The organism is Mesorhizobium sp. M0715 (genome assembly GCF_040320355.1).
Taxonomy (GTDB): Bacteria; Pseudomonadota; Alphaproteobacteria; order Rhizobiales; family Rhizobiaceae; genus Mesorhizobium.
In genome coordinates, this window is the sequence record NZ_JAMYPL010000003.1 from 228,093 (window position 1) to 252,183 (window position 24,091).

Genomic DNA, 24,091 nt, shown 5'->3' on the forward strand with positions numbered 1-24,091 from the left:
CAGCGTCGCTGCTAACTGCATGTTTTCGCGCGGAAAACCCGTTTTCGATCAGGAAAAATCAATAGACAGTTAAGCAACGGCGCGCACACTCTGACGTTGGGAGGAAAGGAGACTCAACCAGGACCGCCCAAGGGGGACTGCCATGCGCGACCATTCCGAAATGGACCTGATGCTCAAAGGCTATGGCCTGACCACGGCCAAGATTCTCTATCACTTTCCCGATCATCCGCATCTGTTGCAGAGCTTCATCTGGCAGGACTACGATCTGGCGCCACAATTTCCGGTACTGATCAAGTTCATCGAGTTCTGGAAGGCCAAGCTGGACGGGCCGCTGCATTCGATCAGCTACACCCACCAGAAGCTGATCGCGCCGAATGAATGGCGCAAGGTGGATGGTGAGTTCGTGCTGCACTGAACGCGGTACAACCGATCTCCCCCGCAAGGGGGGAGATTGGCAGCTTCAACGCCAGTGCTCACACCACCGGCGGATTGAGCCGGGCAAAGCCTTCCTGCCGCCGATACGGGAAGTACGGGTAGGGCGCGGTGACTTCGCTTGCCGCGTCGAGTTTCCTGATCTGCTCCGGCGTCAAATTCCAGCCGACGGCGCCGAGGTTCTGGCGCAGCTGTTCTTCGTTGCGGGCGCCGATGATGACGGAGGAAACAGTCGGACGCTGCAGCAGCCAGTTGATGGCGATCTGCGGCACGGTCTTGCCGGTTTCCAGCGCCACCGCATCGAGCGCATCCATCACCCGATAGAGATGCTCGTCCTCGACCGGCGGTCCGAAGCTTGCCGTGTCGTGCAGCCGGCTCTTTTCCGGCAAGGACTGGCCACGGCGGATCTTGCCGGTCAGGCGGCCCCAGCCAAGCGGGCTCCACACCAGCGCGCCGACGCCCTGGTCGAGGCCGAGCGGCATCAGCTCCCATTCATAGTCGCGCCCGACCAGCGAATAGTAGACCTGATGCGCGACATAGCGTGGATAGCCTTGGCTGTCGGCTTGCGCCAACGACTTCATCACCTGCCAGCCGGAGAAATTGGAGACGCCGACATAGCGCAGCTTGCCGGCGCGCACGAGTTCGTCCAGCGTCGACAAGACCTCCTCGATCGGCGTCCCGGCGTCGAAAGCGTGCAGTTGCAACAGGTCGATGTAATCGGTGCCGAGGCGCCTCAGCGCATCATCCACGGATCTGATCAGCCGCGACCGAGACGAGCCATAGTCGGCCGGCCCATCGCCCATCGGCAGCGCGGTCTTGGTCGAGATCAGCACGGCATCGCGGCGGCCTTTTATCGCTTCGCCAAGCACCTCTTCCGAGGCGCCGTTCGAATAGACGTCGGCAGTATCGAACAGATTGACGCCGGCCTCCAGGCAGATGTCGATCAGCCGCCGCGCTTCCCTGGCGTCGCTGTTGCCCCAGGCGCCGAACAGCGGGCCGGAACCGCCAAAGGTTCCCGCGCCAAATGAGAGTGCGGGCACTTTCAGGCCCGATGCACCGAGACGTCGGTAGTCCATCTTTTTGCTCCTGTGGAATGAAGGGTGTGGAAAGCGGGTTTGCAGAGGACGGTCACGACCGGATGGAGGCAGGCTCGCCGAGCGTGGCGGTGCGATCGAGACGCAGCGCCAGCCCCGCCACACCGAGTGCCGCGAGCGGCAGCAGGGCGGCGACCCAGGTGAGTGAGCCCAGGCCAAGGCCATGGGCAATCACCGCACCACCAAGCCAGGCACCTGCCGCATTGCCGAGATTGAAGGCGGCGATGTTGAAGGACGAGGCGAGGCTCTGGCCGGCACCTTGTGCCTTTTCCAGCACCCACATTTGCAGCGGCGCCACGGTGGCGAAGGCGGCGGCCCCGAGCAGACCGACATAGATGACGGCCATCACCTGGCTGTGGATGGCGAAGGTCATGGTGGCGAGCACCAGGGCCAGCACCACGAGACTGCCCAGCACGGCCGGCACCAGCCAGCGGTCGGCGACCTTGCCGCCAAGCAAGTTGCCGGCAATGAGGCCGCCACCGAAGACGAGCAGGATCGGCGACACGGCCGCTTCCTTGAAGCCGCTGATCTCGGTCAGCAGCGGCGCGATATAGGTGAAGACGGCGAAGACACCGGCATAGCCGAGCACGGTGGTGGCAAGACCGAGCAGGACAGGCGTGCGGCGCAAAACGGCGAGATCGGCGCGCAGATCGCTCTTTTCGGGCGCTGTTCGGCTGCGCGGCACCAGAGCCAGGATGACGGCGAAGGCCGCCAGACCGACCAGTGTCACCGCCCAGAAGGTCGCCCGCCAGCCGAAGGCCTGGCCGAGCCAGGTGCCGAAGGGTACGCCGAGGATGTTGGCGATGGTGAGCCCAGTGAACATCAGCGCGATCGCCGAGGCTTGTCTGTTGGGCGCGACCAGCCCGGTGGCGACGACAGAGCCGACGCCGAAGAAGGTGCCATGGGCGAAGGCGGTGATGATGCGGGCGCCCATCAGCGTCCAGTAGTCGGGCGCCAGTGCACAGGCGAAATTGCCAAGCGTGAAGATCGCCATCAGCACCAGAAGCACGGTCTTGCGTGGCCAGTTACCGGTGGCGATGGTCAGCAGGGGCGCGCCGATGACGACGCCAAGCGCATAACCAGAAATGAGCTGGCCGGCGGCCGAGATCGAAACGCCGAGATCCTTGCTGACATCGAGCAGCAGACCCATGATGACGAATTCGGTGACGCCGATGCCGAAGGCACCCGCGGCGAGGGCGTAGAGAGCAAGAGGCATGGCGGTTTCCACTTCGATGACGAAGAGCGCCGTCCCGCGCCCCGACCCCTGAGATCGTGCTCCCCTGCATTGTGAACCAGACTTGCCTTGGGCACATTTTCTGTGAAATAGATTCACAAATGGCCAGGCCTGACATCAACCGCTCCGGCGAGATCGAAGTTTTCGTGCGCGTCGTCGCGGAAGGCAGTTTTTCCTCTGCGGCACGCGCGTTGCGCATGACACCCTCGGCGGTGAGCAAGCTGATCGCGCGGCTGGAGGCCCGGCTTGGCGCGCGGCTGGTCAGTCGTTCGACGCGAAAGCTGCAACTGACGCCGGAAGGCACAGCATTCTACGAGAGCGGCCTGCGCATCCTCGCCGACATGGCGGCGGCCGAGCAGGAGGCGGCGGCGGGTGCGGCACCGCGCGGAAGGCTGCGCGTCAACAGCTACGTGCCCTTCGGGGTACACCGGCTGATCCCGCTTCTGCCACGCTTCCTCGAACGCTACCCCGAGATTTCAGTCGATCTGGTGCTGACCGACAGCGTCATCGACCTGATGGCGGAACGCGCCGATGTCGCCATCCGTGCCGGGCCGCTGAGTGAGTCACGGCTGGTGGCGCGCAAGCTCGGGCAAAGCCCGGTGGTCGTCGTTGCAGCACCTTCCTATCTGGAGAAGCACGGCATGCCACCGACGCCAGCCGATCTCGACAGGCACAACCGCATGGGCTTCGGGTTCGTCAGGCATCTCGATGGCTGGCCGTTCCTCGACGCGGACGGCCGCGCCATCATGGTTCCCATCACCGGCAACACGCTGGTCAGCGATGGCGAGGCGATGCGGCTGATGGCGCTGGCGGGCGCGGGCATCGCCCGGCTGGCGCGCTGGCATGTGGCGGCCGATATCGCCGCCGGTCGGCTGGTGTCGCTGCTGGAGGCATTCAATCCCGGCGACGAGGAGCCCACCCACGCCGTCTATGTCGGCCAAGGCCGGCATTTGCCGGCGCGGGTGCGTGCCTTTCTCGATTTTCTGGGTGAGAGCGTCCGGCTGAGCTGACATCCCGGGAGCCACGGGCTCCCGGGATGTCAGCGTGGGCTATATTTATGCTTTCGGCGTGAACGGCGCCGGGCGGCGGCCCGCTGCCTGGCGCTCCAGCATCCAACCGGGATATTCGGACGGCAGGGCGCTGACCTCGTCGAGACGAAGCAGATCGTCGCTGTCGAGCTTCACTTCAGTGGCGGCAAGGTTCTGCTCCAGCTGCTCCATGCGGCTGGCGCCGATGATGACGCTCATCACGAAGGGCTTGGCCAGGACATAGCCGAGCGCCACCGTGGCGACGCTGACATCATGCTTTTTGGCGATTTCGCGCATGACGGTAACGGTCGCCCAGGCACGGTCCTCATTGACCGGCGGGAAGTTGAAGGACGCGCGGCGGCCTTCGCCATTGCCGGGCGCGCCGGGGCCGTACTTGCCGGAGAGCAGGCCACCGGCCATCGGCGACCACACCATCAGGCCGAGCTTCTCCTCGTTGAGCAGCGGCACGATCTCGCGCTCGAGGTCGCGGCCGGCGATCGAATAGTAGGACTGCACGGTCTCGAAACGGGCAAAGCCCTTGCGCTCGGCGATGCCGAGCGCCTTGGCGATGCGCCATGCCGCCCAGTTGGAGACGCCGACATAGCGAACCTTGCCGCTGGCAACGAGATCGTCGAGCGCCCGCAGCGTTTCGTCGATCGGCGTCACGGTGTCGGTGCCGTGCAGCTGGTAAAGATCGATATGGTCGAGTTGCAGCCGCTTCAGGCTGGCATCGACCGAATCCATGATGTGGCCGCGTGAAGAGCCGCGCTGGTTCGGACCGTCGCCCATGGCGCCGTGGGCTTTGGTGGCGATGACCACATTCTGCCTGTTCACGCCGAGATCCCTGAGCGACTGGCCGAGCAGCCGTTCGGATTCGCCAAAGGAGTAGACGTCGGCCGTATCGAAGAAATTGACGCCGGCGGCGAGCGAATGGGCAACGATCTCGTTGACGCCCCTCTGGTCGAGACTGGCGATCAGGCCCCATTGGGCATTTTCACCGGCAGCACCGAAGGTCATGGTGCCGAGGCAGATTTCGGAGACGAACATCCCCGTATTTCCAAGCTGATTGTAACGCATGGTGGCGGCTCCAGAGAGTTTGTGATGACGCAAAGCAAATAGGAACGGTACGTTTCGTTTCCAATTGCTGGCTCAACGAGCCCGCCGAGTTGGCCTATAACCCCTCACCGCATCTAATGCCGCCATCAGAAAGCGCCCGCTGCATTCACCGAACGAGGTTCGCGTGAGTATGCGGATTATAAGTCTATAACTCGGATCTTCGTCTTCGGGCGGCGATTGACCTCCTCGACGAAGTCGTCATCCCACACGGGACCTGAGAGAAGATATTCCGCAAGCGAAGGTGTTGCGCCGACCAGTCGGTCGTAGTTCTCGGGGGAGAGTACGACAGCGGTTGGCTTTCCGCGCACCGTGATGGTTTGTGGCCCTTGTTCCCGCGCCTGCCGTACGAATTTCGACAGATTGTTCTTCGCGTCCTTAAGATGCCAGTTCAAGGGCACTACTCGCTAGATGGCTTCGCTAGTCATATACCAGATGCCGTTGAAGCATGGCAGGGTTTCCGCTCGAACAGATGTGTTGCTAGTCCCTCGACATGGGTTGGAAGCTATTGGCAGCGAGAATCTATAGCCTCTTTCGGCGGCAGATCGCAAACCTCGGGATAAACATCTCTCTCGTCGTCATCCACGGGCGGAGCAAGGAGCGCAGCGACGCAGCGCAGACCCGAGGATCCATCCCGCGACATCTGCCGAAGAATGCAGCGGAACAGAATTCTGCACCGCTGCATTTTCCTTGTCGTCACGGCATGGATCCTAGGGTCTGCGCTCCGCTTCGCGTCGCTCCGCCCTAGGATGACGAAGGTGTGGTGGCCTGCAGCCAATCGAATATGTTGGAATTTAGCGACTAGAGACCGGTCTGTGCATCGGAACTATCGGCTGCCGAAGATCGCCGAACCGACGCGGACGCTGGTGGCGCCGAAGGCGATCGCCGTCTCGTAGTCGCCAGACATGCCCATCGAGAGTTTGGCGACTACGGCTTCCTTGCCAAGCTTTTCCAACAGCGCGAAGTGCGGGCCGGGGTTCTCATCGGCCGGCGGGATGCACATCAGGCCCTCGATGGCGAGGCCATGCACGTCGCGGCAGCGGGCGACAAAGGCCACGGCGTCGCGGGGCTCGATGCCTGCCTTCTGCGGCTCGGAGCCGGTGTTGACCTGGACGTAGAGCTTCGGTGCGCGGCCCTGCCTGGCGATCTCCTTGGCCAGTTCGGCGGCGATCTTCTCGCGATCGATCGTCTCGATGACGTCGAACAGCGCCACAGCCTCCTTGGCCTTGTTGGATTGCAGCGGGCCGATCAGATGCAGTTCGATGTCGGGAAATGCGTCCTTCAGATCAGGCCATTTGCCTTGCGCCTCCTGCACGCGGTTCTCGCCGAAGACGCGCTGGCCGGCCTCGATGACCGGGCCGATGTCGGCAGCGTCGAAGGTCTTTGAGACCGCGACCAGCGTCACGACGCCGGCTTCGCGGCCGGCCTCGCGCTCGGCGGCGGCGATCTTCGCCTTGACCGCGAAAAATTGCTGAACGGCGTCACCCATATGCAAATCCTGCTGTTTTGACCGGCGTTTTTGTCAGACGCGATACCCATATGGTTGACGGGTTTGCCAAACCATGGTGAACACCCGGACCACATTCCCTGAACTGCCGAGCCATCGCCCGCAGTTCGCGCCTGCTTTTAAGTGAAAAACGTCCCATGGCAACCGAACGATACAATCCGCGCGCGTCAGAGCCCAAATGGCAGAAGGCCTGGGACGCCAAGAAGCTGTTCGAAGCGCACAATGACGATCCGCGCCCGAAATACTACGTGCTGGAGATGTTCCCCTATCCGTCGGGGCGCATCCATATCGGTCATACCCGCAATTACACGATGGGCGACGTGGTGGCGCGCTACAAACGGGCCAAGGGCTTCAACGTGCTGCATCCGATGGGCTGGGACGCCTTCGGCATGCCGGCCGAAAACGCGGCGATGCAGAACAAGGTCCATCCCAAGGAGTGGACCTACCAGAACATCGCCACCATGCGCGAGCAGCTCAAGGTCATGGGCCTGTCGCTGGACTGGGCGCGCGAATTCGCCACCTGTGACGTCGACTATTACCACCGCCAGCAGATGCTGTTCCTCGATTTTGTCGAGAAGGGGCTGGTGACGCGCAAATCCTCCAAGGTCAACTGGGATCCGGAGGACATGACCGTGCTCGCCAACGAGCAGGTCATCGATGGACGCGGCTGGCGCTCGGGCGCGCTGGTCGAACAGCGCGAACTGACGCAGTGGTTCTTCAAGATCACCGACTTCGCCCAGGATCTGCTGGATTCGCTCGACGGCCTCGACGAATGGCCGGAAAAAGTGAAGCTGATGCAGCAGAACTGGATCGGCCGCTCGGAAGGCCTGCTGATCCGCTGGCCTCTGGCCGACGCCTCTGATGGCGAGCATGAGCTGGAAGTCTATACGACAAGGCCCGACACCATCTTCGGCGCTTCCTTCATGGCTGTCGCCGCCGATCATCCGTTGGCCAGGAAGGCCGCTGCGCACAATCCGGCGCTGGCGAAGTTCATCGAGGATATCGGCCATATGGGCACCTCGGTGGCGGCGCTGGAGACAGCTGAGAAGAAGGGTTTCGACACCGGCATCCGCGTCGTCCATCCGTTTGACGACAACTGGATGCTGCCTGTCTATGTCGCCAATTTCGTGCTGATGGAATACGGCACCGGCGCCATTTTCGGCTGTCCGTCCGGCGACCAGCGCGACCTCGACTTCGCCAACAAATACGGCCTGCCGGTGATTCCGGTGGTGATGCCGGAAGGCGAGAATCCGGCGACGTTCCAGATCATCGATGAAGCCTATGTCGATGACGGCGTGATGATCAATTCGCGCTTTCTCGACGGCATGAAGCCGGATCAGGCTTTCGACGAGGTCGCCAAACTGCTGGAGCAGAAGACGATCGGCAACCGGCCGATGGCCGAGCGCAAGGTGAATTTCCGCCTGCGTGACTGGGGCATTTCGCGCCAGCGCTACTGGGGATGCCCGATCCCGATGATTCATTGCGAGGCTTGCGGCGTGGTGCCGGTGCCGAAGGCGGACCTGCCGGTGAAGCTGCCCGACGATGTCGATTTCGATCGCCCGGGCAATCCGCTCGACCGGCATCCGACATGGCGCCATGTGAAATGTCCGCAATGCGGCAGGGATGCGCGGCGCGAAACCGACACGATGGACACGTTCGTCGATTCGTCGTGGTACTTCGCCCGCTTCACCGCGCCGTGGGCGCATGAACCGACCGATCCCAGGGCGGCCAACGAATGGCTGCCGGTCGACCAGTATATTGGCGGGATCGAGCACGCGATCCTGCATCTGCTCTATTCGCGCTTCTTCACCCGCGCCATGCGCGAGGCCGGCCAGGTCGATCTGGCCGAGCCGTTCAAGGGCCTGTTCACGCAAGGCATGGTGGTGCACGAAACCTATCGCGTCGGCTCGGCATCGAATGGCCGCTGGCTGGCGCCCACCGAAGTTCGGTTGGAGGATGTCGACGGCAAGCGCAGCGCCATCGACATCGCCACCGGCGAGGCCGTCACCATCGGTCCGCTGGAAAAGATGTCGAAATCGAAGAAGAACACGGTGAGCCCGGAAGACATCACCGATGGCTACGGCGCCGATACGGCGCGCTGGTTCATGCTGTCGGATTCTCCTCCCGAGCGCGATGTCGAGTGGACCGACGATGGCGCCGCCGGTGCGCATCGCTTCATCCAGCGCATCTGGCGCCTGGTGTCGACGGCGGCCGAAACACTGGCCGGCATCAAGCCCGTGGCGGCCAGCAGCGGTGAGGCCGCGGTGGTTTCCAAGGCCGCGCACAAGATACTGAAGGCGGTCGGACAGGATATCGAGAAGCTCGCCTTCAACCGCGCCATCGCCCGCATCTACGAACTGGCCAACGCGCTGACCACGCCGCTCAACGAGGTGGCCGAAGGCAAGGCCGATGCAGCGCTGAAAGGCGCCTGCCGGCAGGCGGTGGAGATTCTCGTGCATCTGATCGCGCCGGTCATGCCGCATCTGGCCGAGGAGTGCTGGGCAGCGCTTGGCGGCACCGATCTCGTTGCCGAACGGCCTTGGCCGGTCTTCGATTCGGCGCTGGTCGTCGACAACGAAGTCACCTATCCGGTACAGGTCAACGGCAAGAAGCGGGGGGATTTGACAATTGCCCGCGACGCGGACCAAGGTGCGGTCGAAAAAGCGGTATTGGCTCTCGACTTCGTGCAGAAAGCACTCGAAGGGAAGGCTCCGCGCAAGGTGATCATCGTGCCGCAGAGGATCGTCAATGTCGTTGCCTGATCGGGAAAAGACAGAGTTGAGCCATTTGCTGCGCCGCATAGCGCTTGCCGGCCTGATAGGTTCGCTCGCGCTTGTCTCGGCCTGCACGGTGCGGCCGCTCTATTCGAGCGCGCCACTGTCGGGTTCGCAGGCCAGTGCCAGTGCCGAACTGGCGTTGATCGGCATCAAGCCGGTCAATACGCGTTACGGCCAACAGGTGCGCAACAATCTGATTTTCGGGTTTGGACGAGGCGCCGGCGAGCCGGCCTCGCCGGCATATTCGCTAAATCTCGGCGTGACCGAAGCGGTCGAGTCCGCGGCACTCGTGCAGGTCGGAACGGATGAAGACGAACCGACCGCCGGTTCCGTGACGCTGACCGGCAGCTATACGCTGGCCGATGCGAAGACCGGCGTGGTGATCGCATCCGGCAAGCGTTCGATCACTTCGTCCTTCGACAGGCCGCGTCAGGAATTCGCCGCATACCGGGCGCAGATCGACGCCGAGAATCGCGCTGCGCGAGAGTTGGCGGAAGCGCTGCAGCTGTCCATTGCCCAGGACCTTGTCCGGCACGGCAAGACCGGCTAGCGCACCTCATCGCTTCACGGAAACGGTCTGGCTCCAGGCACGATGGGGTGATCGCGGGATCATGACCAGATTCTCGAACAGAGATTGTCCGAAGACCCATCGAGCTGCTGCGGCACGGCGAGTAGATCGCGCCACCAGCGTGGATGCGGCGAGACGACGATCGTGCCGTGTCGCTCGCAGACCACCACGAAGATTTTGGTGCCCAGGATGGTCGGCGATCCATCCGGGAAGCAACTGTTAACCACTCGCTCCCTATTGCTCGGCAGACATTTCAAAGTGAGTCTTGAGAATGGAAGCCAAGCGTTTTTCCCGGGTCAATTTATCGACGGCTGCATTGCCTGATGGCCCCGAGGGGAAGCGCTTGGAGAGCATCGGCGACAGGGGTGGTCAGCGAAGTTCTTCCGCGGCAGGCGACCTTGATCGTCCGGCTCGCAAGGAGCCGGACGGCCGGCAGCCCACCACACGCCGGGCCGGCTATTCCGCACCGGTGGTCGATCTCGGCGGCAACAAGCGGCCCTATATGGAGCCGCGGGGTGGCTCGGACGATACGCCTTCGAAAATCGGCGATATCGAGAGCCCTGCCTGGCAGGAATATTTCTTCCTTGCACCCAACGTGCGTTTTACACGCACGCCGGACTATGAGGCCAGGAAGCATCGTCCGCCGCACGAGCGTGTTGTCGAACACGCCGCGACGCGCCCAGCAGAGCAAGCCGTTGCTCAATCCATGATCAACGGGGCGTCCTCCGCGCCTTCGCTACTGGCATTGCCGGCTTCGGTGAAAAGCCCTGCTTCCGAGCCGCTGGCCGGCCACGCCTCGCAAGGGTCATCACCGCCGGCTGCTGCTTTTGTTGCCCCGGGGCGCGCCAGGGAGAAGGTGCCAGCCGTTGCGCCGGTGCCGCCGAGGTCGGTCGCTACGGCACGGGCATCCGCGCGTGCGTCCGTTGCTCCGGGCGCCAAAACGACCACTTCCGAAAGGCTGCGCTGGCCATATCTTTCGGATCATGCCTTCTTCGAGGCCATGGCACCCTATCTGGTCGACGTTTCGTCGCCGGCCCGGCAGACCGGTCCAGCGTCGCCTGCACCGGTCGCCGTGGCGCCAGTGACCACTATGCCGATCGACATTCGCCCGACGACAGGGACCGATGCCACCGCATTGTTTCGTGTCATCGACTGCCTTCCGGGCCAGGTCTTGAAGCCGTTGCCGGATGTTTGGCCGGCCAATTCGAACCGGACCGTCGCCCAACCTGGCGTGCCGGCGAGCAATGCGCCGTCGCCGGTCCAGGCTGTCGCAATCCCAGCCGCCAAAAGCGATGCCGTTTCCGTGTCGGCCGCGCCAAGTGTGAACGTCCCTGCCGGGGCCGTTGGCGCCCGCTCCGCGCGCTTGCCTGGGGCTGGAAAGGTCTTGCTGTCAACCCCGGGCGATCCCTATGAGCTTCCCTCGGAAGAGCTGTTGCAGCAGCCACCGGAGGGACAAGGCTTCTACATGTCGCAGGAGCGGCTCGAGCAGAACGCCGATCTGCTGGAAAGCGTGCTCGAGGACTTCGGCGTGCGTGGCGAGATCATTCATGTTCGCCCAGGCCCGGTCGTCACGCTCTATGAGTTCGAGCCGGCGCCGGGCGTCAAATCTTCTCGCGTCATCGGGCTTGCCGACGATATCGCCCGCTCCATGTCGGCGATTTCGGCGCGGGTCGCCGTCGTGCCTGGCCGCAACGTCATCGGCATCGAGCTCCCGAACGAGATGCGCGAAACCGTCTATTTCCGGGAGCTGATCGAATCGGAAGGCTTTCGCAAGACCAGCTGCAAGCTGGCGCTTTGTCTCGGCAAGACGATCGGCGGCGAGCCGGTCATCGCCGAGCTGGCGAAGATGCCGCATTTGCTGGTGGCCGGAACCACCGGCTCCGGCAAGTCGGTCGCCATCAACACCATGATCCTGTCGTTGCTCTATCGGTTGAAGCCGGAAGAATGCCGGCTGATCATGGTCGATCCCAAGATGCTCGAACTCTCTGTCTATGACGGCATCCCGCATCTTCTGACGCCCGTCGTCACGGACCCCAAGAAAGCCGTGACGGCGCTCAAATGGGCGGTGCGCGAAATGGAGGACCGGTATCGCAAGATGGCGCGGCTCGGTGTGCGCAACATCGACGGCTACAACGAGCGTGCCGCCGCTGCCCGCGACAAGGGCGAGACGGTTGTCATGACCGTGCAGACCGGCTTCGAAAAGGGCACCGGCGAACCGCTTTTCGAACAGCAGGAAATCGACCTTGCGCCGATGCCCTACATCGTCGTCATCGTCGACGAGATGGCCGACCTGATGATGGTCGCCGGCAAGGAGATCGAAGGCGCGATCCAGCGTCTGGCGCAGATGGCACGCGCTGCCGGCATTCACCTGATCATGGCAACGCAGCGCCCCTCGGTCGATGTCATCACGGGCACGATCAAGGCCAACTTCCCGACCCGGATTTCCTTCCAGGTGACATCGAAGATCGACAGCCGCACAATCCTGGGCGAGCAAGGCGCCGAACAATTGCTTGGCCAGGGCGACATGCTGCACATGATGGGCGGCGGGCGCATTTCCCGCGTGCACGGGCCGTTTGTTTCCGACGCGGAGGTCGAGCATGTCGTCGCGCATCTCAAGGCGCAAGGGCGCCCCGAATATCTGGAAACCGTGACGGCCGATGAGGACGAGGAAGAAATCGAAGAAGACCAGGGCGCGGTCTTCGACAAGGGATCCGTTGCAGCCGAAGACAGCGACGCGATCTACGACGAGGCGGTCAAGGTGGTGGTGCGCGACAAGAAGTGCTCGACGTCCTACATCCAGCGCCGCCTCGGCATCGGCTACAACCGCGCCGCGTCCCTGGTCGAGCGTATGGAAAAGGAAGGTTTGGTCGGCACACCCAACCATGTCGGCAAACGCGAAATCATCATGGGCCGGCGCCAGCCGGCAAGCGCACCCGAGGACGATGGCGCGGACTGATCGGCAGTCCGCTTGAAGCGCACATGAAAAAGGCCGGTTGCCCGGCCTTTTCATCACAAGCGAATTGGCTTCAGCCGATCGCCATTCTCAGCCGATCTTCTGGCCGGTTTTTGCCCAGTCGGCAAGGAACTGTTCCAGGCCCTTGTCGGTCAGCGGGTGCTTGACCAGTGCCTTCAGGGTCGCCGGCGGCGCGGTCACGACATCGGCGCCGATGAGGGCCGCCTGCTTGACGTGGTTCACGGTGCGCACCGAAGCGACGAGGATCTCGGTCTGGAAATCGTAATTGTCGTAGATCTGCCTGATCTCCTGGATCAGCTCCATGCCGTCGATGCCGATGTCGTCGACGCGGCCGACGAAGGGCGAGATGAACGAGGCACCGGCCTTGGCCGCCAGCAGCGCCTGGTTGGCCGAAAAGCACAGCGTGACGTTGACCAGGCGGTTCATCTCGGTGCGGATCGTCTTGCAGGCCTTGAGCCCGTCCAGCGTCAGCGGCACCTTGATGCAGACATTGTCGGCGATCTTGGCCAGAACCTTGGCCTGCTGCATCATCTCGGAATATTCGGTGGCGGTGACTTCAGCCGAGACCGGACCCTTGACGATGTCGCAAATCTCTTTGGTGACGTCGGCGATCTTGCCGCCGGATTTGAGGATCAGCGACGGATTGGTGGTGACGCCGTCGAGCAGCCCCAGATCGTTCAGCTCACGGATATCCTTGACGTCGGCGGTGTCGACAAAAAATTTCATGGCGGGTCTCCTGAAGATTTTCATGTGCATGTCATGCACATTCGGGGTCGGCCTTTGATCTAGACCAAAGTCAGGGCAAGGTCACGCCTCATGATCGAAGATTCGCCCTTTGTCGCAGCCGCACCGGTGCTGGTGCCGATGCCCGCCGAACGCCCCTACACCTATGCAGTGCCGGCCGGCATGCGCGTGGTGCCGGGCTCGATCGTGCGCGTGCCGCTTGGGCCGCGCCAGGTCGCCGGCATCGTCTGGGATGGCGCGGTCGAGAAGGTCGACGCGAAAAAGCTGCGCCCCATCGAACAGGTCTTCGACTGCCCGCCGATCGACCGCGCCATGCGCCGTTTCGTCGACTGGGTGGCGCAGTACACGCTGTCGCCGCCGGGCATGGTGGCGCGCATGCTGCTCAGGGCGCCGGAGGCTTTCGACCCCGAACCGTGGATCGAGGGATTGCAGCGCACGCTTCTCGCACCCGACCGGATGACGAGCGCCAGGCAGCGCGTGCTGGAGACGGCTGAAGGCGGCCTTGCCTGGACGCGCTCCGGCCTCGCTCACGCCGCCGGCGTGTCGTCGACGGTGATCGACGGCCTGAGGGCGCAAGGCGTGTTCGAGACCGTGATGATCCCGCCGCGCCCGGTGGTGGCCGCGCCCGATCCCGGCTACGCCACACCGGAACTGATGCCGGACCAGAGCGCCGCGGCGCAGATGCTGCGCGCCAATGTCGCAGCCGGCGTGTTCAACGTCGCGCTGCTCGACGGCGTCACCGGATCAGGTAAGACGGAGGTTTATTTCGAAGCGGTGGCGGCTGCGCTCGACCAGGGCAGGCAGGTGCTGATCCTGCTGCCGGAAATCGCGCTGACGCATGCCTTTCTCGAGCGCTTCCAGCAGCGCTTCGGCGCCAAGCCGGGTGAATGGCATTCCGACCTGCCGCCGCGGATACGCGAGCGGGTTTGGCGGCAAGTGGCGGAAGGCGGCGTGCGGGTCGTCGCCGGTGCGCGTTCGGCGCTGTTCCTGCCGTTCAAGGAGCTCGGCCTGATCGTCGTCGACGAGGAGCACGACCCTGCCTACAAGCAGGAGGACCGCGTCTTCTACAATGCGCGCGATATGGCGGTGGTGCGCGGCCATATCGGCAGCTTCCCCGTGGTGCTGGCGTCGGCGACGCCGTCGGTCGAAAGCCGGGTCAATGCCAGCCAAGGTAAATACAACAGAGCGGTGCTTTCCGCTCGTTTCGCCGAGGCGGCGCTTCCGCATCTGAAGGCGGTCGACATGCGGCGCGCGCCGCCGGCGCGTGGCGGTTTCCTGTCGCCGGTGCTGCTCGACCAGATGCGCCAGACGCTGGAGAGGCAGGAGCAGTCGCTGCTGTTCCTCAACCGGCGCGGCTATGCGCCGCTGACGCTGTGCCGGGTTTGTGGCCACCGCTTCGGCTGCCCGGTCTGCTCGGCCTGGCTGGTCGAGCATCGTTTTCGCGGCCAGTTGGTCTGCCATCATTGCGGGCACAATGAGCGCCGCCCCGAAGCCTGCCCGGAATGCGGCACGCTCGATCATCTGGTCGCCTGCGGGCCAGGTGTCGAGCGGATCGCCGAAGAGGTCGTTACGCATTTTCCCGACGCGCGCACCATCGTTTTGTCGTCGGACCTGATGGGCGGCGTGCGGCGGCTGCGGCTGGAGCTGGAGGCGATCGCCGATGGCGGGGCCGACATCGTCATCGGCACGCAGCTCGTCGCCAAGGGCCACAACTTTCCCAACATGACACTGGTCGGCGTCGTCGACGCCGATCTCGGTCTTGCCAACGGCGATCCGCGCGCCGCCGAGCGCACATTCCAGTTGCTCAGCCAGGTCACCGGCCGCGCCGGCCGCACCGGCAAGAAGAGCCTCGGCCTGCTGCAGACTTTTCAGCCCGACCACCCGGTGATGCGGGCGATCGTCTCCGGTGACGCCGAGGCGTTTTACGAGCGCGAGATCGCCGAGCGCGAACGAGCCGCACTGCCGCCCTTCGGCCGGCTCGCCGGCGTCATCGTCAGTGCGGTGACACGGGCGGAAGCCGAGGGCCATGCACGCGGCCTGCGCCGCGCCGCGCCCGAGGCGACAGATTTGTTCGTGCTGGGACCGGCGGAGGCGCCGCTGTCCCTGCTCGGCGGCCGCCACCGCTTCCGCCTGCTGATCCAGGGCGAACGGCGCGCCGACATACAAGGTTTTATCAGGGCCATGCTGGCTAGCGGACCGAAGCAACGCGGTTCGGTTCGGGTGCAGGTCGACATCGACCCGCAGAGCTTTTTGTAAGGTCGCGCTTTCAGCGATAGGTTGCCGTAAGCCAGCGAGATGTGGAAACTCATATGAAAACCCTCGGCCTTCTGGGCGGCATGAGCTGGGAATCCACCGCCATCTACTATCGCCTGCTCAACGAGATCGTGCGCGAGCGGCTGGGTGGGCTGCATTCAGCGAAACTGCTTCTGTGGTCGTTCGACTTCGCCGAGATCGCCGAGCGGCAGCATCATGGCGACTGGGACGGCGCCGGCGTGCTTCTCGTCGAAGCGGCGCGCAAGCTCGAGGCCGGCGGCGCGGATGGCCTGTTGTTGTGCACCAACACCATGCACAAACTTGCCGGCCAGGTGCAGGCGTCGGTGTCGATCCCGCTGATCCACATCGCCGACGCCACGGCGGTGGCGGTCAAGCGCGCCGGCATGCAGCGGCCGGCGCTGCTGGCGACGCGCTTCACCATGGAGCAGGACTTCTACAAGGGCCGGCTCGCCGACAGATTTGGATTGAGCCCTGTGGTGCCGGATGCGGCCGGGCGCGACATGGTCCATCGTGTCATCTATGAGGAACTGTGCCAAGGCATCGTCAAGGAGACTTCAAAGGCGGCTTACATAGCCGAGACCGAGCGCCTGCGCCGCGAAGAGGCGGCCGACAGCGTCATCATGGGCTGCACCGAGATCACCATGCTCATCGGCCAGCAGGACTTCGACGTTCCGGTCTTCGACACAACGCGCATCCGTGCCGAGGCGGCGGTCGAATTCACGCTGGGCTGACAGGCTTCCGCAAATTGCCGGACTCCATCTGGCGTCCTTTCTTTCCTTCGCTAGAATGCCCGGAATTTCAAAACAGGCATTTCGAGGGGACGAGATGGATTTTGCGCTTCCATGGCCGACGAGCCAGGGCGAATGGCTGGCCTGGTCGAGCGCCGTCTTCACCGTGCTGCTCGGTCTTTTGTTTTTTCTGGCACCTGGTCTCGCCTTCCGTGCCCTGCGCTTGCAGGTCAAGCCAGAGAAGGCTGCCGCGATCGCCGAGGGGCGCGGCAGGATGTCGGGCTTTTATCTCGGTGTCGGCCTGTGCTGTATCCTGCTGGCGCAGCCGCTGATCTACATGGCGCTCGGCTTTTCCTGGTTGTTCACCGCCTTCGGCCGGCTGCTGTCGATGATGTCTGATGGCGCCAACACGCCTTTCAATTGGGTTTCCATTGTGCTGGAATTGGTCCTGGCGGCGTTGCCGCTCGCCTTTGCCTTCGGCTTTCTGCCTTGAATCGTTGGGTATTCCGCGATGGAAGACGGGTGACTTTCCCCGGATGCGACAATAGTGCCTGAAAACCATGCGGAACGACGCATTGCGGTCTTAAAATGCCTGTGCTAGACGGCAATCGACTTTCGGCCGGGGATAGCGGAAGCCGCGCCTCCGTGCTCGAAAAAATGCAGTAAGGTCAAAGATTTAGCCAGAGTTTTTGCTCGCGCCAACAATCTACGGCCTGTCAGACAAGAGAAAAGACGGTCCGTGGCTCAATCGTCATCGCCAATCTCAGGTGTCGCAGAACGCTATGCGGGTTCGCTGTTCGAACTCGCCCTGCAGGCAAATTCCGTGGCCAAGGTCGAAGCCGACCTCAGCAGTTTCGAAGCCATGCTCGCGGGCAGCGCTGATCTCACCCGGCTGATCAATAGCCCGGTGTTCTCCAGCGAGGACCAGGCGAAGGCCATTGCGGCGATTGCCGACAAGGCGGGGATTGCCGGCCTCACTGGCAATTTCCTGCGCGTCGTCGCCCGCAACCGCCGGCTGTTCGCCATTCCCGGCATGATCAGGGCGTTCCGCCAGATATCAGCCGAACATCGTGGCGAGACCGCTGCTGAAGTGACGTCGGCGCACGAGCTGACGGCTGCCCAGCAGACCGAACTCAAGGCGGCGCTGAAGAGCGTTGCCGGCAAGGACGTGGCCATCTCCGTCACCGTCGATCCGTCGCTGCTCGGCGGGCTGGTGGTCAAGATGGGCTCGCGCCAGATCGATACGTCGCTCAAAACCAAACTCAATTCGCTCAAGCTTGCACTGAAAGAGGTCGGCTGATGGACATCCGCGCCGCGGAAATTTCCGCAATTCTGAAAGACCAGATCAAGAATTTCGGCAAGGAGGCCGAGGTCTCCGAAGTCGGACAGGTGCTGTCCGTCGGTGACGGTATCGCCCGTGTCTACGGCCTCGACAATGTCCAGGCCGGCGAGATGGTCGAATTCCCCGGCGGCATCCGCGGCATGGCGCTCAACCTCGAAGCCGACAATGTCGGCGTCGTCATCTTCGGCGCCGACCGCGACATCAAGGAAGGCGATATCGTCAAGCGCACCGGCGCGATCGTCGACGTCCCCGTCGGCCCCGGCCTGCTCGGCCGCGTTGTCGATGCGCTCGGCAATCCGATCGACGGCAAGGGTCCGATCAAGGCAGTCGAGCGCAAGCGCGTCGACGTCAAGGCGCCCGGCATCATCCCGCGCAAGTCGGTGAACGAGCCGATGTCGACCGGCCTCAAGGCCATCGATGCGTTGATCCCGGTCGGTCGCGGCCAGCGCGAGCTGGTCATCGGCGATCGCCAGACCGGCAAGACCGCCATCATCCTCGACACGATGCTCAACCAGAAGTCGGTGCACGACAACGGCCCCGAGAAGGAAAAGCTCTACTGCGTCTATGTCGCCGTCGGCCAGAAGCGCTCGACCGTCGCGCAGTTCGTCAAGGTGCTGGAAGAGCGCGGCGCGCTCGAATACTCGATCATCGTCGCCGCCACCGCTTCCGATCCGGCACCGATGCAGTTCCTGGCGCCGTTCGCTGGCGCCACCATGGGCGAATATTTCCGCGACAATGGCATGCACGCGCTGATCAGCTATGACGATCTGTCGAAGCAGGCCGTCGCCTATCGCCAGATGTCGCTGCTGCTGCGCCGCCCGCCGGGCCGCGAAGCCTATCCGGGCGACGTCTTCTACCTGCACTCGCGCCTGCTCGAGCGCGCCGCCAAGCTCAACGACGATCTGGGCGGTGGTTCGCTGACCGCGCTGCCGATCATCGAGACGCAGGCCAACGACGTGTCGGCCTACATCCCGACCAACGTGATCTCGATCACCGACGGCCAGATATTCCTCGAAACCAACCTGTTCTTCCAGGGCATCCGTCCTGCGGTGAACGTCGGCCTGTCGGTCAGCCGCGTCGGCTCGGCCGCGCAGATCAAGGCGATGAAGCAGGTTGCCGGCTCGATCAAGGGCGAGCTCGCGCAGTACCGCGAAATGGCGGCCTTCGCGCAGTTCGGCTCCGATCTCGACGCCGCCACGCAGCGCCTGCTCAACCGCGGATCGCGCCTGACCGAACTCCTGAAGCAGCCGCAGTTCTCGCCGCTGAAGACGGAAGAGCAGGTCGCGGTGATCTTCGCCGGCGTCAACGGCTATCTCGACAAGCTGCCGGTCAACCAGGTCGGCAAGTTCGAGCATGGCCTGCTCAGCCACATGCGTTCGGCCGGCAAGGACGTCCTCGATGCCATCCGCAAGGAAAAGGCGCTGTCGGACGATCTGCGCGCCAAGCTGAAGGCCGAGATCGACGCTTTCGCCAAGACCTTCGCCTGAGCGAATTGCAAGACGGGATCAGGTTTGAAGCATGCCTTCATTAAAAGACCTTCGTAACCGTATCGCCTCGGTCAAGGCGACGCAGAAGATCACCAAGGCGATGCAGATGGTCGCCGCGGCGAAGCTGCGCCGTGCGCAAGAGGCTGCGGAAGCGGCGCGCCCCTATTCGGAGCGCATGGGTTCCGTGCTGGCCAACATCACCCAGGCCATCGGCGGCGGCGGCGATGCCCCGGCGCTGATGACCGGCACCGGCAAGGATGACGTGCATCTGCTCGTCGTCTGCACCGCCGAGCGCGGCCTGTGCGGCGGCTTCAATTCGCAGATCGCCCGCCTTGCCCGCGACCATATCCGCAAGCTTTTGGCGGACGGCAAGCAGGTCAAGATCATCTGCGTCGGCAAGAAGGGTTTCGACATCCTGCGCCGCGACTATGCGTCGATGATCATCGACCGCGTCGATCTGCGCGAGGTCAAGACACTCGGCTTCGTCAATGCCGATGCGATCGCCAAGAAGGTCATCCACCTCTTCAATGAGGGCGGCTTCGACATCTGCACGCTGTTCTATTCGCAGTTCAAGTCGGTGATCAGCCAGATCCCGACCGCGCAGCAGATCATTCCGGCCGGCGTTGCTTCGGCTCCTGCCGAGGCGACGGATGGCGGCAACGCCGTCTACGAATATGAACCGGAGCCGGGCGAAATCCTCTCCGACCTCATTCCGCGCAACATCTCCGTGCAGGTTTTCCGGGCGCTGCTCGAAAATGTGGCCGGCGAAATGGGCGCCAAGATGAGCGCCATGGACAATGCGACGCGCAACGCCGGCGACATGATCAACAAGCTGTCGATCACCTATAACCGCCAGCGGCAGGCGCAGATCACCAAGGAACTGATCGAAATCATTTCGGGCGCCGAGGCGCTCTAGGCGCGGTTCGCGGGTCATCGACCCGCGATCGGACCGCGTGAGAAACAAAGGACGAAAAAGGGTAAAGACGATGGCGAAAGCAGCGACCCCCCAGAAGGCGACATCCAAGACGGCAGCCCCCAAGGCCGCAGCCGCGAAAACCGCAGCCCCCGTGAAGGCGGCAAAGGCTCCAGCAGCAGCCGCGAAGGCTGCCCCGGCCAAGGCAGCAGCGCCGGCGAAGGCGGCCGCTGCCAAGACATCGGCAGTGGCCAGCAAGGCAACCGGCGTTGCCGGCAAGGTCCGCCAGGTCATCGGCGCCGTTGTCGACGTGCAGTTCGGCGATCACCTGCCGGCGATCCTGAACGCGCTCGAGACGACCAATGTCGGTAACCGACTGGTGCTCGAAGTCGCCCAGCACCTGGGTGAAAACACCGTGCGCTGCATCGCCATGGACTCGACCGAAGGTCTGGTTCGCGGCCAGGAAGTGCGTGACACCGGCGCGCCGATCACCGTGCCGGTCGGCCCGGGCATGCTCGGCCGCATCATCAACGTCATCGGCGAGCCGGTCGACGAAGAAGGCCCGGTCGACGCGACCGAAATGCGCTCCATCCACCAGCCGGCTCCGACCTATGTCGAGCAGTCGACGGAAGCGCAGATCCTGATCACCGGCATTAAGGTGCTCGACCTGCTGGCGCCCTACGCCAAGGGCGGCAAGATCGGCCTGTTCGGCGGCGCCGGCGTCGGCAAGACCGTGCTGATCCAGGAACTGATCAACAACATCGCCAAGGCGCATGGCGGTTACTCGGTGTTCGCTGGCGTCGGCGAGCGCACCCGCGAAGGCAACGATCTCTATCACGAGTTCATCGAATCCGGCGTCAACAAGAAGGGCGGCGGCGAAGGCTCCAAGGCGGCACTCGTCTACGGCCAGATGAACGAGCCGCCGGGCGCGCGCGCCCGCGTCGGCCTGACCGGCCTGACGGTTGCGGAATATTTCCGCGACCAGGGCCAGGACGTGCTGTTCTTCGTCGACAACATCTTCCGCTTCACCCAGGCTGGCTCGGAAGTGTCGGCTCTGCTTGGCCGTATTCCTTCGGCCGTGGGCTATCAGCCGACGCTCGCCACCGACATGGGCGCGCTGCAGGAACGCATCACCACCACCACCAAGGGCTCGATCACGTCCGTGCAGGCCATCTACGTGCCCGCCGACGACTTGACCGATCCGGCGCCGGCGACCTCGTTCGCCCACCTTGACGCGACGACGACGCTCAACCGCGCCATCGCCGAAAAGGGCATCTATCCGGCCGTCGATCCGCTGGATTCGACCTCGCGCATGCTCGACCCGCTGGTCGTCGGCGACGAGCATTATGGCGTCGCGCGCCAGGTGCAGTCGATCCTCCAGCGCTACAAGTCGCTGCAGGACATCATCGCCATCCTGGGCATGGACGAGCTGTCGGAAGAGGACAAGCAAACCGTGGCCCGCGCCCGCAAGATCGAGCGCTTCCTGTCGCAGCCGTTCTTCGTCGCCGAAGTGTTCACCGGCGCGCCGGGCAAGCTGGTCGACCTCGCCGACACCATCAAGGGCTTCAAGGGCCTCTGCAACGGCGACTACGATCACCTTCCGGAAGCTGCCTTCTACATGGTCGGCGGCATCGAGGAAGCGGTCGAGAAGGCACAGCGCCTCGCGGCTGAAGCGGCTTAATTTAGGGAATAGGGAGTAGTCAGTAGTGAGTGGGGAATAGCAGCTGCGTAATGTGGACCGGTTAGGGCCACTTACTACTGCCTAGTTCCTATTCCCTACTCACTAAATTGATCATGGCTGAAGCTTTCAAGTTCGAACTGGTCTCGCCGGAGCGTCTGCTCGTTTCCGAGCAGGTCGAATCCGTCGTCATTCCCGGCGCCGAAGGCGAGATGACCGTCATGGCGCATCACGCTCCGGTCATGACCACGATCAAGCCGGGCGTCGTCACGGTGAAGACCGCGGCGGGCGGCGAAGAGCGCTATGTGGTGTTCGGCGGCTTCGCCGACATCGTTCCGGCCGGCTGCACGCTGCTGGCGGAATCGGCTGTCGCGGTGAAGGATGTCGACCGCGCCGATCTCGCGCGCCGCATCCAGGAAGCCAAGGAAGACGCCACTGATGCCAAGGACGACGAGGCTCGCAGCAAGGCGGAACAGTTCCTTAGCCAGCTCACCACGCTGGAAGGCGCCATCCTGCCGGCGTAAGGCCTGAGCGCAGACTCTGGAATTCATGCCATTGGTAGCGCGCAGGACGGGCGTTCTGTCGCGATCCTTCGCGCCTAGGGGCGCTGTCCCGCCGACATCATAACCGCGAGGCCGTAGCTCAGGCCTGCTCGCTCTGTATGCCGAGCGCGGCGAAGGCCAGAACCGGACCATCGCGCCGCAGGTGGACGAGATGGACAGCCACGAGTTCGATCAACGTCTGCCGCTCGGCATGGTCCCTGGCGAAGCCGGCCAGGTCGAACACCGCGGTCACGGTTTCGTTGGCCGGCAGCTGCTCGCTCAAAAGTGCCGTCAGCGCCGCGTCGAGCGGATCGGTGAAATGTCCCGCCGGCAAGGTTTTTCCTCGCGCGGCGCAAGCAGCGATCCAGGCAGCCACCACCAACGTGAGATGGACCAGCTCGGTACCGGCTTCGAGGCATTCGATGGCGGAAGCGATGATGCGCTGCGGTAGTTTCTGGCTGCCGTCATTGGCGATCTGCGCCGTGCGATGGGCAAGTGCAGTGTTGGAAAAACGCTCCGCGAGCTCCGCAGTATAGGCGCTCGTGTCCAATCCGGCATCCTCGGGCAGGGTCGGGATGGCTTCGGCCCACAATGCATCGACGAATTGCCGGATCGCCGGGTCGGCGAAGGCGCGGTCGACGGTGGCATGACCGCTGAGCAGGCCAAGATAGGCGATGGCCGAATGCGAGCCGTTGAGCAGCCTGAGCTTCATGTCCTCGAACGGGCCGACATCGCGAACCATGGTGACGCCGAATTGTTCCCACGCGGGCCGGCCAGTCGGGAACTTATCTTCGACCACCCACTGACAAAACGGCTCGGTCATCACTGGCCAGGCGTCCTCGACGCCGAGTTCTTCAGCGATCCGTGCCCGATCGGCATCCGTGGTTGCCGGCACGATGCGGTCGACCATGCTTGAAGGAAAGGCGACCTGGTGGGCGATGTGGTCGGCGATTCCGGCGTCGCTCTTCACGCCAAGCCTGGCATCGCGCAATGCGGCGAATTCGGTCAGCAGCCGATGCAGCGTGACACCGTTGGCCGGCAGGTTATCGCAACAGAGCACGGTAAAGGGCGGCGTGCCGGCGGCGCGTCGCCGGGCAAGCGCTTCGGTCAGAAAACCGTGCGCCGTCTTCGGCATTTCCCGGTTTGCCAGATCGTGGACGATGTCGGGATGGGCGGCGTCCAGTCCGCCCCCCGCGGCTCTCAGATAGGCCTTTTCGGTGATGGTCAGCGTGACGATGCGGGTGTGCGGGTCGGTCAGCGCGGCCAGCACCGCGCCCGGATCCTCCGGGGCCACCAGCATCGCACCGATCGAACCGATGACCTGAAGCTTTTCGGTTCCACTGCTTCTGATCGCCAGCGTGTAGAGCCCGTCCTGCGGCGTGAGAGCGTCGCGCGTGTCGGTGCTGCGCAGCGAAACGCCTGTTATGCCCCAATCCGCCTCGCCTGCCGCCAGGCAATCGTCGACATAGGCTGCCTGATGGGCGCGGTGGAAGGCGCCGACACCAAGGTGCACGATGCCCGGGACGACGCGGCTGCGATCATACGCAGGTGTCGCGATCGAAGCCGGCAGCGCGCGCACCGTCTTCGTGGAAAGGCGTTCGGTCGTCGTGGTGCGACTGGTCTGGTCGGATGACATGAGTGGCCTCGGCAGGGATC

Annotated in this window: 20 protein-coding genes; 13 read left to right on the plus strand and 7 right to left on the minus strand. The window is 63.7% G+C overall.

Features of this window, described 5'->3' with window-relative positions; translation table 11 throughout:
* The first annotated feature begins 142 nt into the window (after nucleotides 1-142).
* Nucleotides 143-415, plus strand: a complete 273-nt coding sequence (locus NKI21_RS05020; RefSeq protein WP_109664371.1) for an usg protein — start codon at nucleotides 143-145, stop codon at nucleotides 413-415.
* A gap of 58 nt (nucleotides 416-473) precedes the next feature.
* Here the strand turns inward: NKI21_RS05020 and NKI21_RS05025 are convergent, their stop codons facing one another.
* Together NKI21_RS05025 and NKI21_RS05030 are read right to left on the minus strand one after the other, a co-directional pair.
* Nucleotides 474-1,508, minus strand: coding sequence for an aldo/keto reductase (locus NKI21_RS05025; RefSeq protein ID WP_128304069.1), 1,035 nt, complete (start codon nucleotides 1,506-1,508; stop codon nucleotides 474-476).
* A gap of 52 nt (nucleotides 1,509-1,560) precedes the next feature.
* Nucleotides 1,561-2,742 (minus strand): MFS transporter, encoded by a 1,182-nt coding sequence (locus NKI21_RS05030; protein WP_352441017.1) that lies wholly within the window; start codon nucleotides 2,740-2,742, stop codon nucleotides 1,561-1,563.
* A gap of 119 nt (nucleotides 2,743-2,861) precedes the next feature.
* Here NKI21_RS05030 and NKI21_RS05035 point away from each other — a divergent pair, with 119 nt between their 5' ends.
* The gene (locus tag NKI21_RS05035; protein WP_352441015.1) at nucleotides 2,862-3,770 is read left to right on the plus strand and encodes a LysR family transcriptional regulator; all 909 of its coding nucleotides are present in this window, start codon (nucleotides 2,862-2,864) and stop codon (nucleotides 3,768-3,770) included.
* A 45-nt stretch (nucleotides 3,771-3,815) separates the two neighbouring features.
* Here NKI21_RS05035 and NKI21_RS05040 read toward each other — a convergent pair whose 3' ends face one another.
* The 3 genes from NKI21_RS05040 to NKI21_RS05050 form a co-directional block, all read right to left on the minus strand.
* Entirely contained in the window at nucleotides 3,816-4,865 is a 1,050-nt protein-coding gene (locus NKI21_RS05040) for an aldo/keto reductase (RefSeq protein ID WP_128304067.1), read from the minus strand.
* Between the two features lie 176 nt (nucleotides 4,866-5,041).
* Entirely contained in the window at nucleotides 5,042-5,296 is a 255-nt protein-coding gene (locus NKI21_RS05045; RefSeq protein ID WP_023811747.1) for a type II toxin-antitoxin system Phd/YefM family antitoxin, read from the minus strand.
* A gap of 431 nt (nucleotides 5,297-5,727) precedes the next feature.
* Nucleotides 5,728-6,390: a YggS family pyridoxal phosphate-dependent enzyme gene (locus tag NKI21_RS05050; protein ID WP_352441014.1), complete on the minus strand. Its 663-nt coding sequence runs from the start codon at nucleotides 6,388-6,390 to the stop codon at nucleotides 5,728-5,730.
* A 155-nt stretch (nucleotides 6,391-6,545) separates the two neighbouring features.
* On the opposite strand from NKI21_RS05050, the gene leuS reads away from it, so the two are divergent.
* From leuS to NKI21_RS05065, 3 genes are all read left to right on the plus strand, one after another.
* On the plus strand, nucleotides 6,546-9,170 hold the full coding sequence (leuS, locus tag NKI21_RS05055; protein ID WP_352441013.1) for a leucine--tRNA ligase: 2,625 nt from the start codon (nucleotides 6,546-6,548) through the stop codon (nucleotides 9,168-9,170).
* Nucleotides 9,157-9,735, plus strand: a complete 579-nt coding sequence (gene lptE / locus NKI21_RS05060) for an LPS assembly lipoprotein LptE (protein WP_023811749.1) — start codon at nucleotides 9,157-9,159, stop codon at nucleotides 9,733-9,735. Before leuS ends, lptE begins: the two co-directional genes overlap by 14 nt.
* Before the next feature lie 289 nt (nucleotides 9,736-10,024).
* Complete coding sequence (locus NKI21_RS05065) at nucleotides 10,025-12,709, plus strand: DNA translocase FtsK (protein ID WP_352864774.1); 2,685 nt, start codon at nucleotides 10,025-10,027, stop codon at nucleotides 12,707-12,709.
* A gap of 87 nt (nucleotides 12,710-12,796) precedes the next feature.
* Here NKI21_RS05065 and fsa read toward each other — a convergent pair whose 3' ends face one another.
* Entirely contained in the window at nucleotides 12,797-13,453 is a 657-nt protein-coding gene (fsa, locus tag NKI21_RS05070; RefSeq protein ID WP_127270489.1) for a fructose-6-phosphate aldolase, read from the minus strand.
* A gap of 90 nt (nucleotides 13,454-13,543) precedes the next feature.
* Here fsa and NKI21_RS05075 point away from each other — a divergent pair, with 90 nt between their 5' ends.
* From NKI21_RS05075 to NKI21_RS05110, 8 genes are all read left to right on the plus strand, one after another.
* A complete protein-coding gene (locus NKI21_RS05075; protein WP_352441011.1) occupies nucleotides 13,544-15,727 on the plus strand; it encodes a primosomal protein N' in 2,184 nt (727 codons plus the stop codon).
* Nucleotides 15,728-15,780: 53 nt separating this feature from the next.
* Nucleotides 15,781-16,476, plus strand: coding sequence for an aspartate/glutamate racemase family protein (locus NKI21_RS05080; protein ID WP_352864777.1), 696 nt, complete (start codon nucleotides 15,781-15,783; stop codon nucleotides 16,474-16,476).
* A gap of 94 nt (nucleotides 16,477-16,570) precedes the next feature.
* Complete coding sequence (locus NKI21_RS05085; RefSeq protein ID WP_013529034.1) at nucleotides 16,571-16,966, plus strand: AGROH133_08824 family phage infection protein; 396 nt, start codon at nucleotides 16,571-16,573, stop codon at nucleotides 16,964-16,966.
* 246 nt (nucleotides 16,967-17,212) lie between these two features.
* Nucleotides 17,213-17,773 carry a F0F1 ATP synthase subunit delta gene (locus tag NKI21_RS05090; protein ID WP_128304061.1) on the plus strand — a complete coding sequence of 187 codons (561 nt, stop codon included), beginning with the start codon at nucleotides 17,213-17,215 and terminating at the stop codon, nucleotides 17,771-17,773.
* On the plus strand, nucleotides 17,773-19,302 hold the full coding sequence (atpA, locus tag NKI21_RS05095; protein WP_023811756.1) for a F0F1 ATP synthase subunit alpha: 1,530 nt from the start codon (nucleotides 17,773-17,775) through the stop codon (nucleotides 19,300-19,302). The genes NKI21_RS05090 and atpA overlap by 1 nt, the downstream gene beginning before the upstream one ends.
* 31 nt (nucleotides 19,303-19,333) lie before the next feature.
* Nucleotides 19,334-20,218 (plus strand): F0F1 ATP synthase subunit gamma, encoded by an 885-nt coding sequence (locus tag NKI21_RS05100; protein ID WP_023811757.1) that lies wholly within the window; start codon nucleotides 19,334-19,336, stop codon nucleotides 20,216-20,218.
* A gap of 70 nt (nucleotides 20,219-20,288) precedes the next feature.
* On the plus strand, nucleotides 20,289-21,896 hold the full coding sequence (atpD, locus tag NKI21_RS05105) for a F0F1 ATP synthase subunit beta (protein ID WP_023811758.1): 1,608 nt from the start codon (nucleotides 20,289-20,291) through the stop codon (nucleotides 21,894-21,896).
* Nucleotides 21,897-22,009: 113 nt separating this feature from the next.
* Nucleotides 22,010-22,417 carry a F0F1 ATP synthase subunit epsilon gene (locus NKI21_RS05110; RefSeq protein WP_013529039.1) on the plus strand — a complete coding sequence of 136 codons (408 nt, stop codon included), beginning with the start codon at nucleotides 22,010-22,012 and terminating at the stop codon, nucleotides 22,415-22,417.
* A 118-nt stretch (nucleotides 22,418-22,535) separates the two neighbouring features.
* On the opposite strand, the gene NKI21_RS05115 is transcribed toward NKI21_RS05110, so the two are convergent.
* Complete coding sequence (locus tag NKI21_RS05115) at nucleotides 22,536-24,071, minus strand: mannitol dehydrogenase family protein (protein ID WP_352864781.1); 1,536 nt, start codon at nucleotides 24,069-24,071, stop codon at nucleotides 22,536-22,538.
* Between the last annotated feature and the right edge of the window lie 20 nt (nucleotides 24,072-24,091).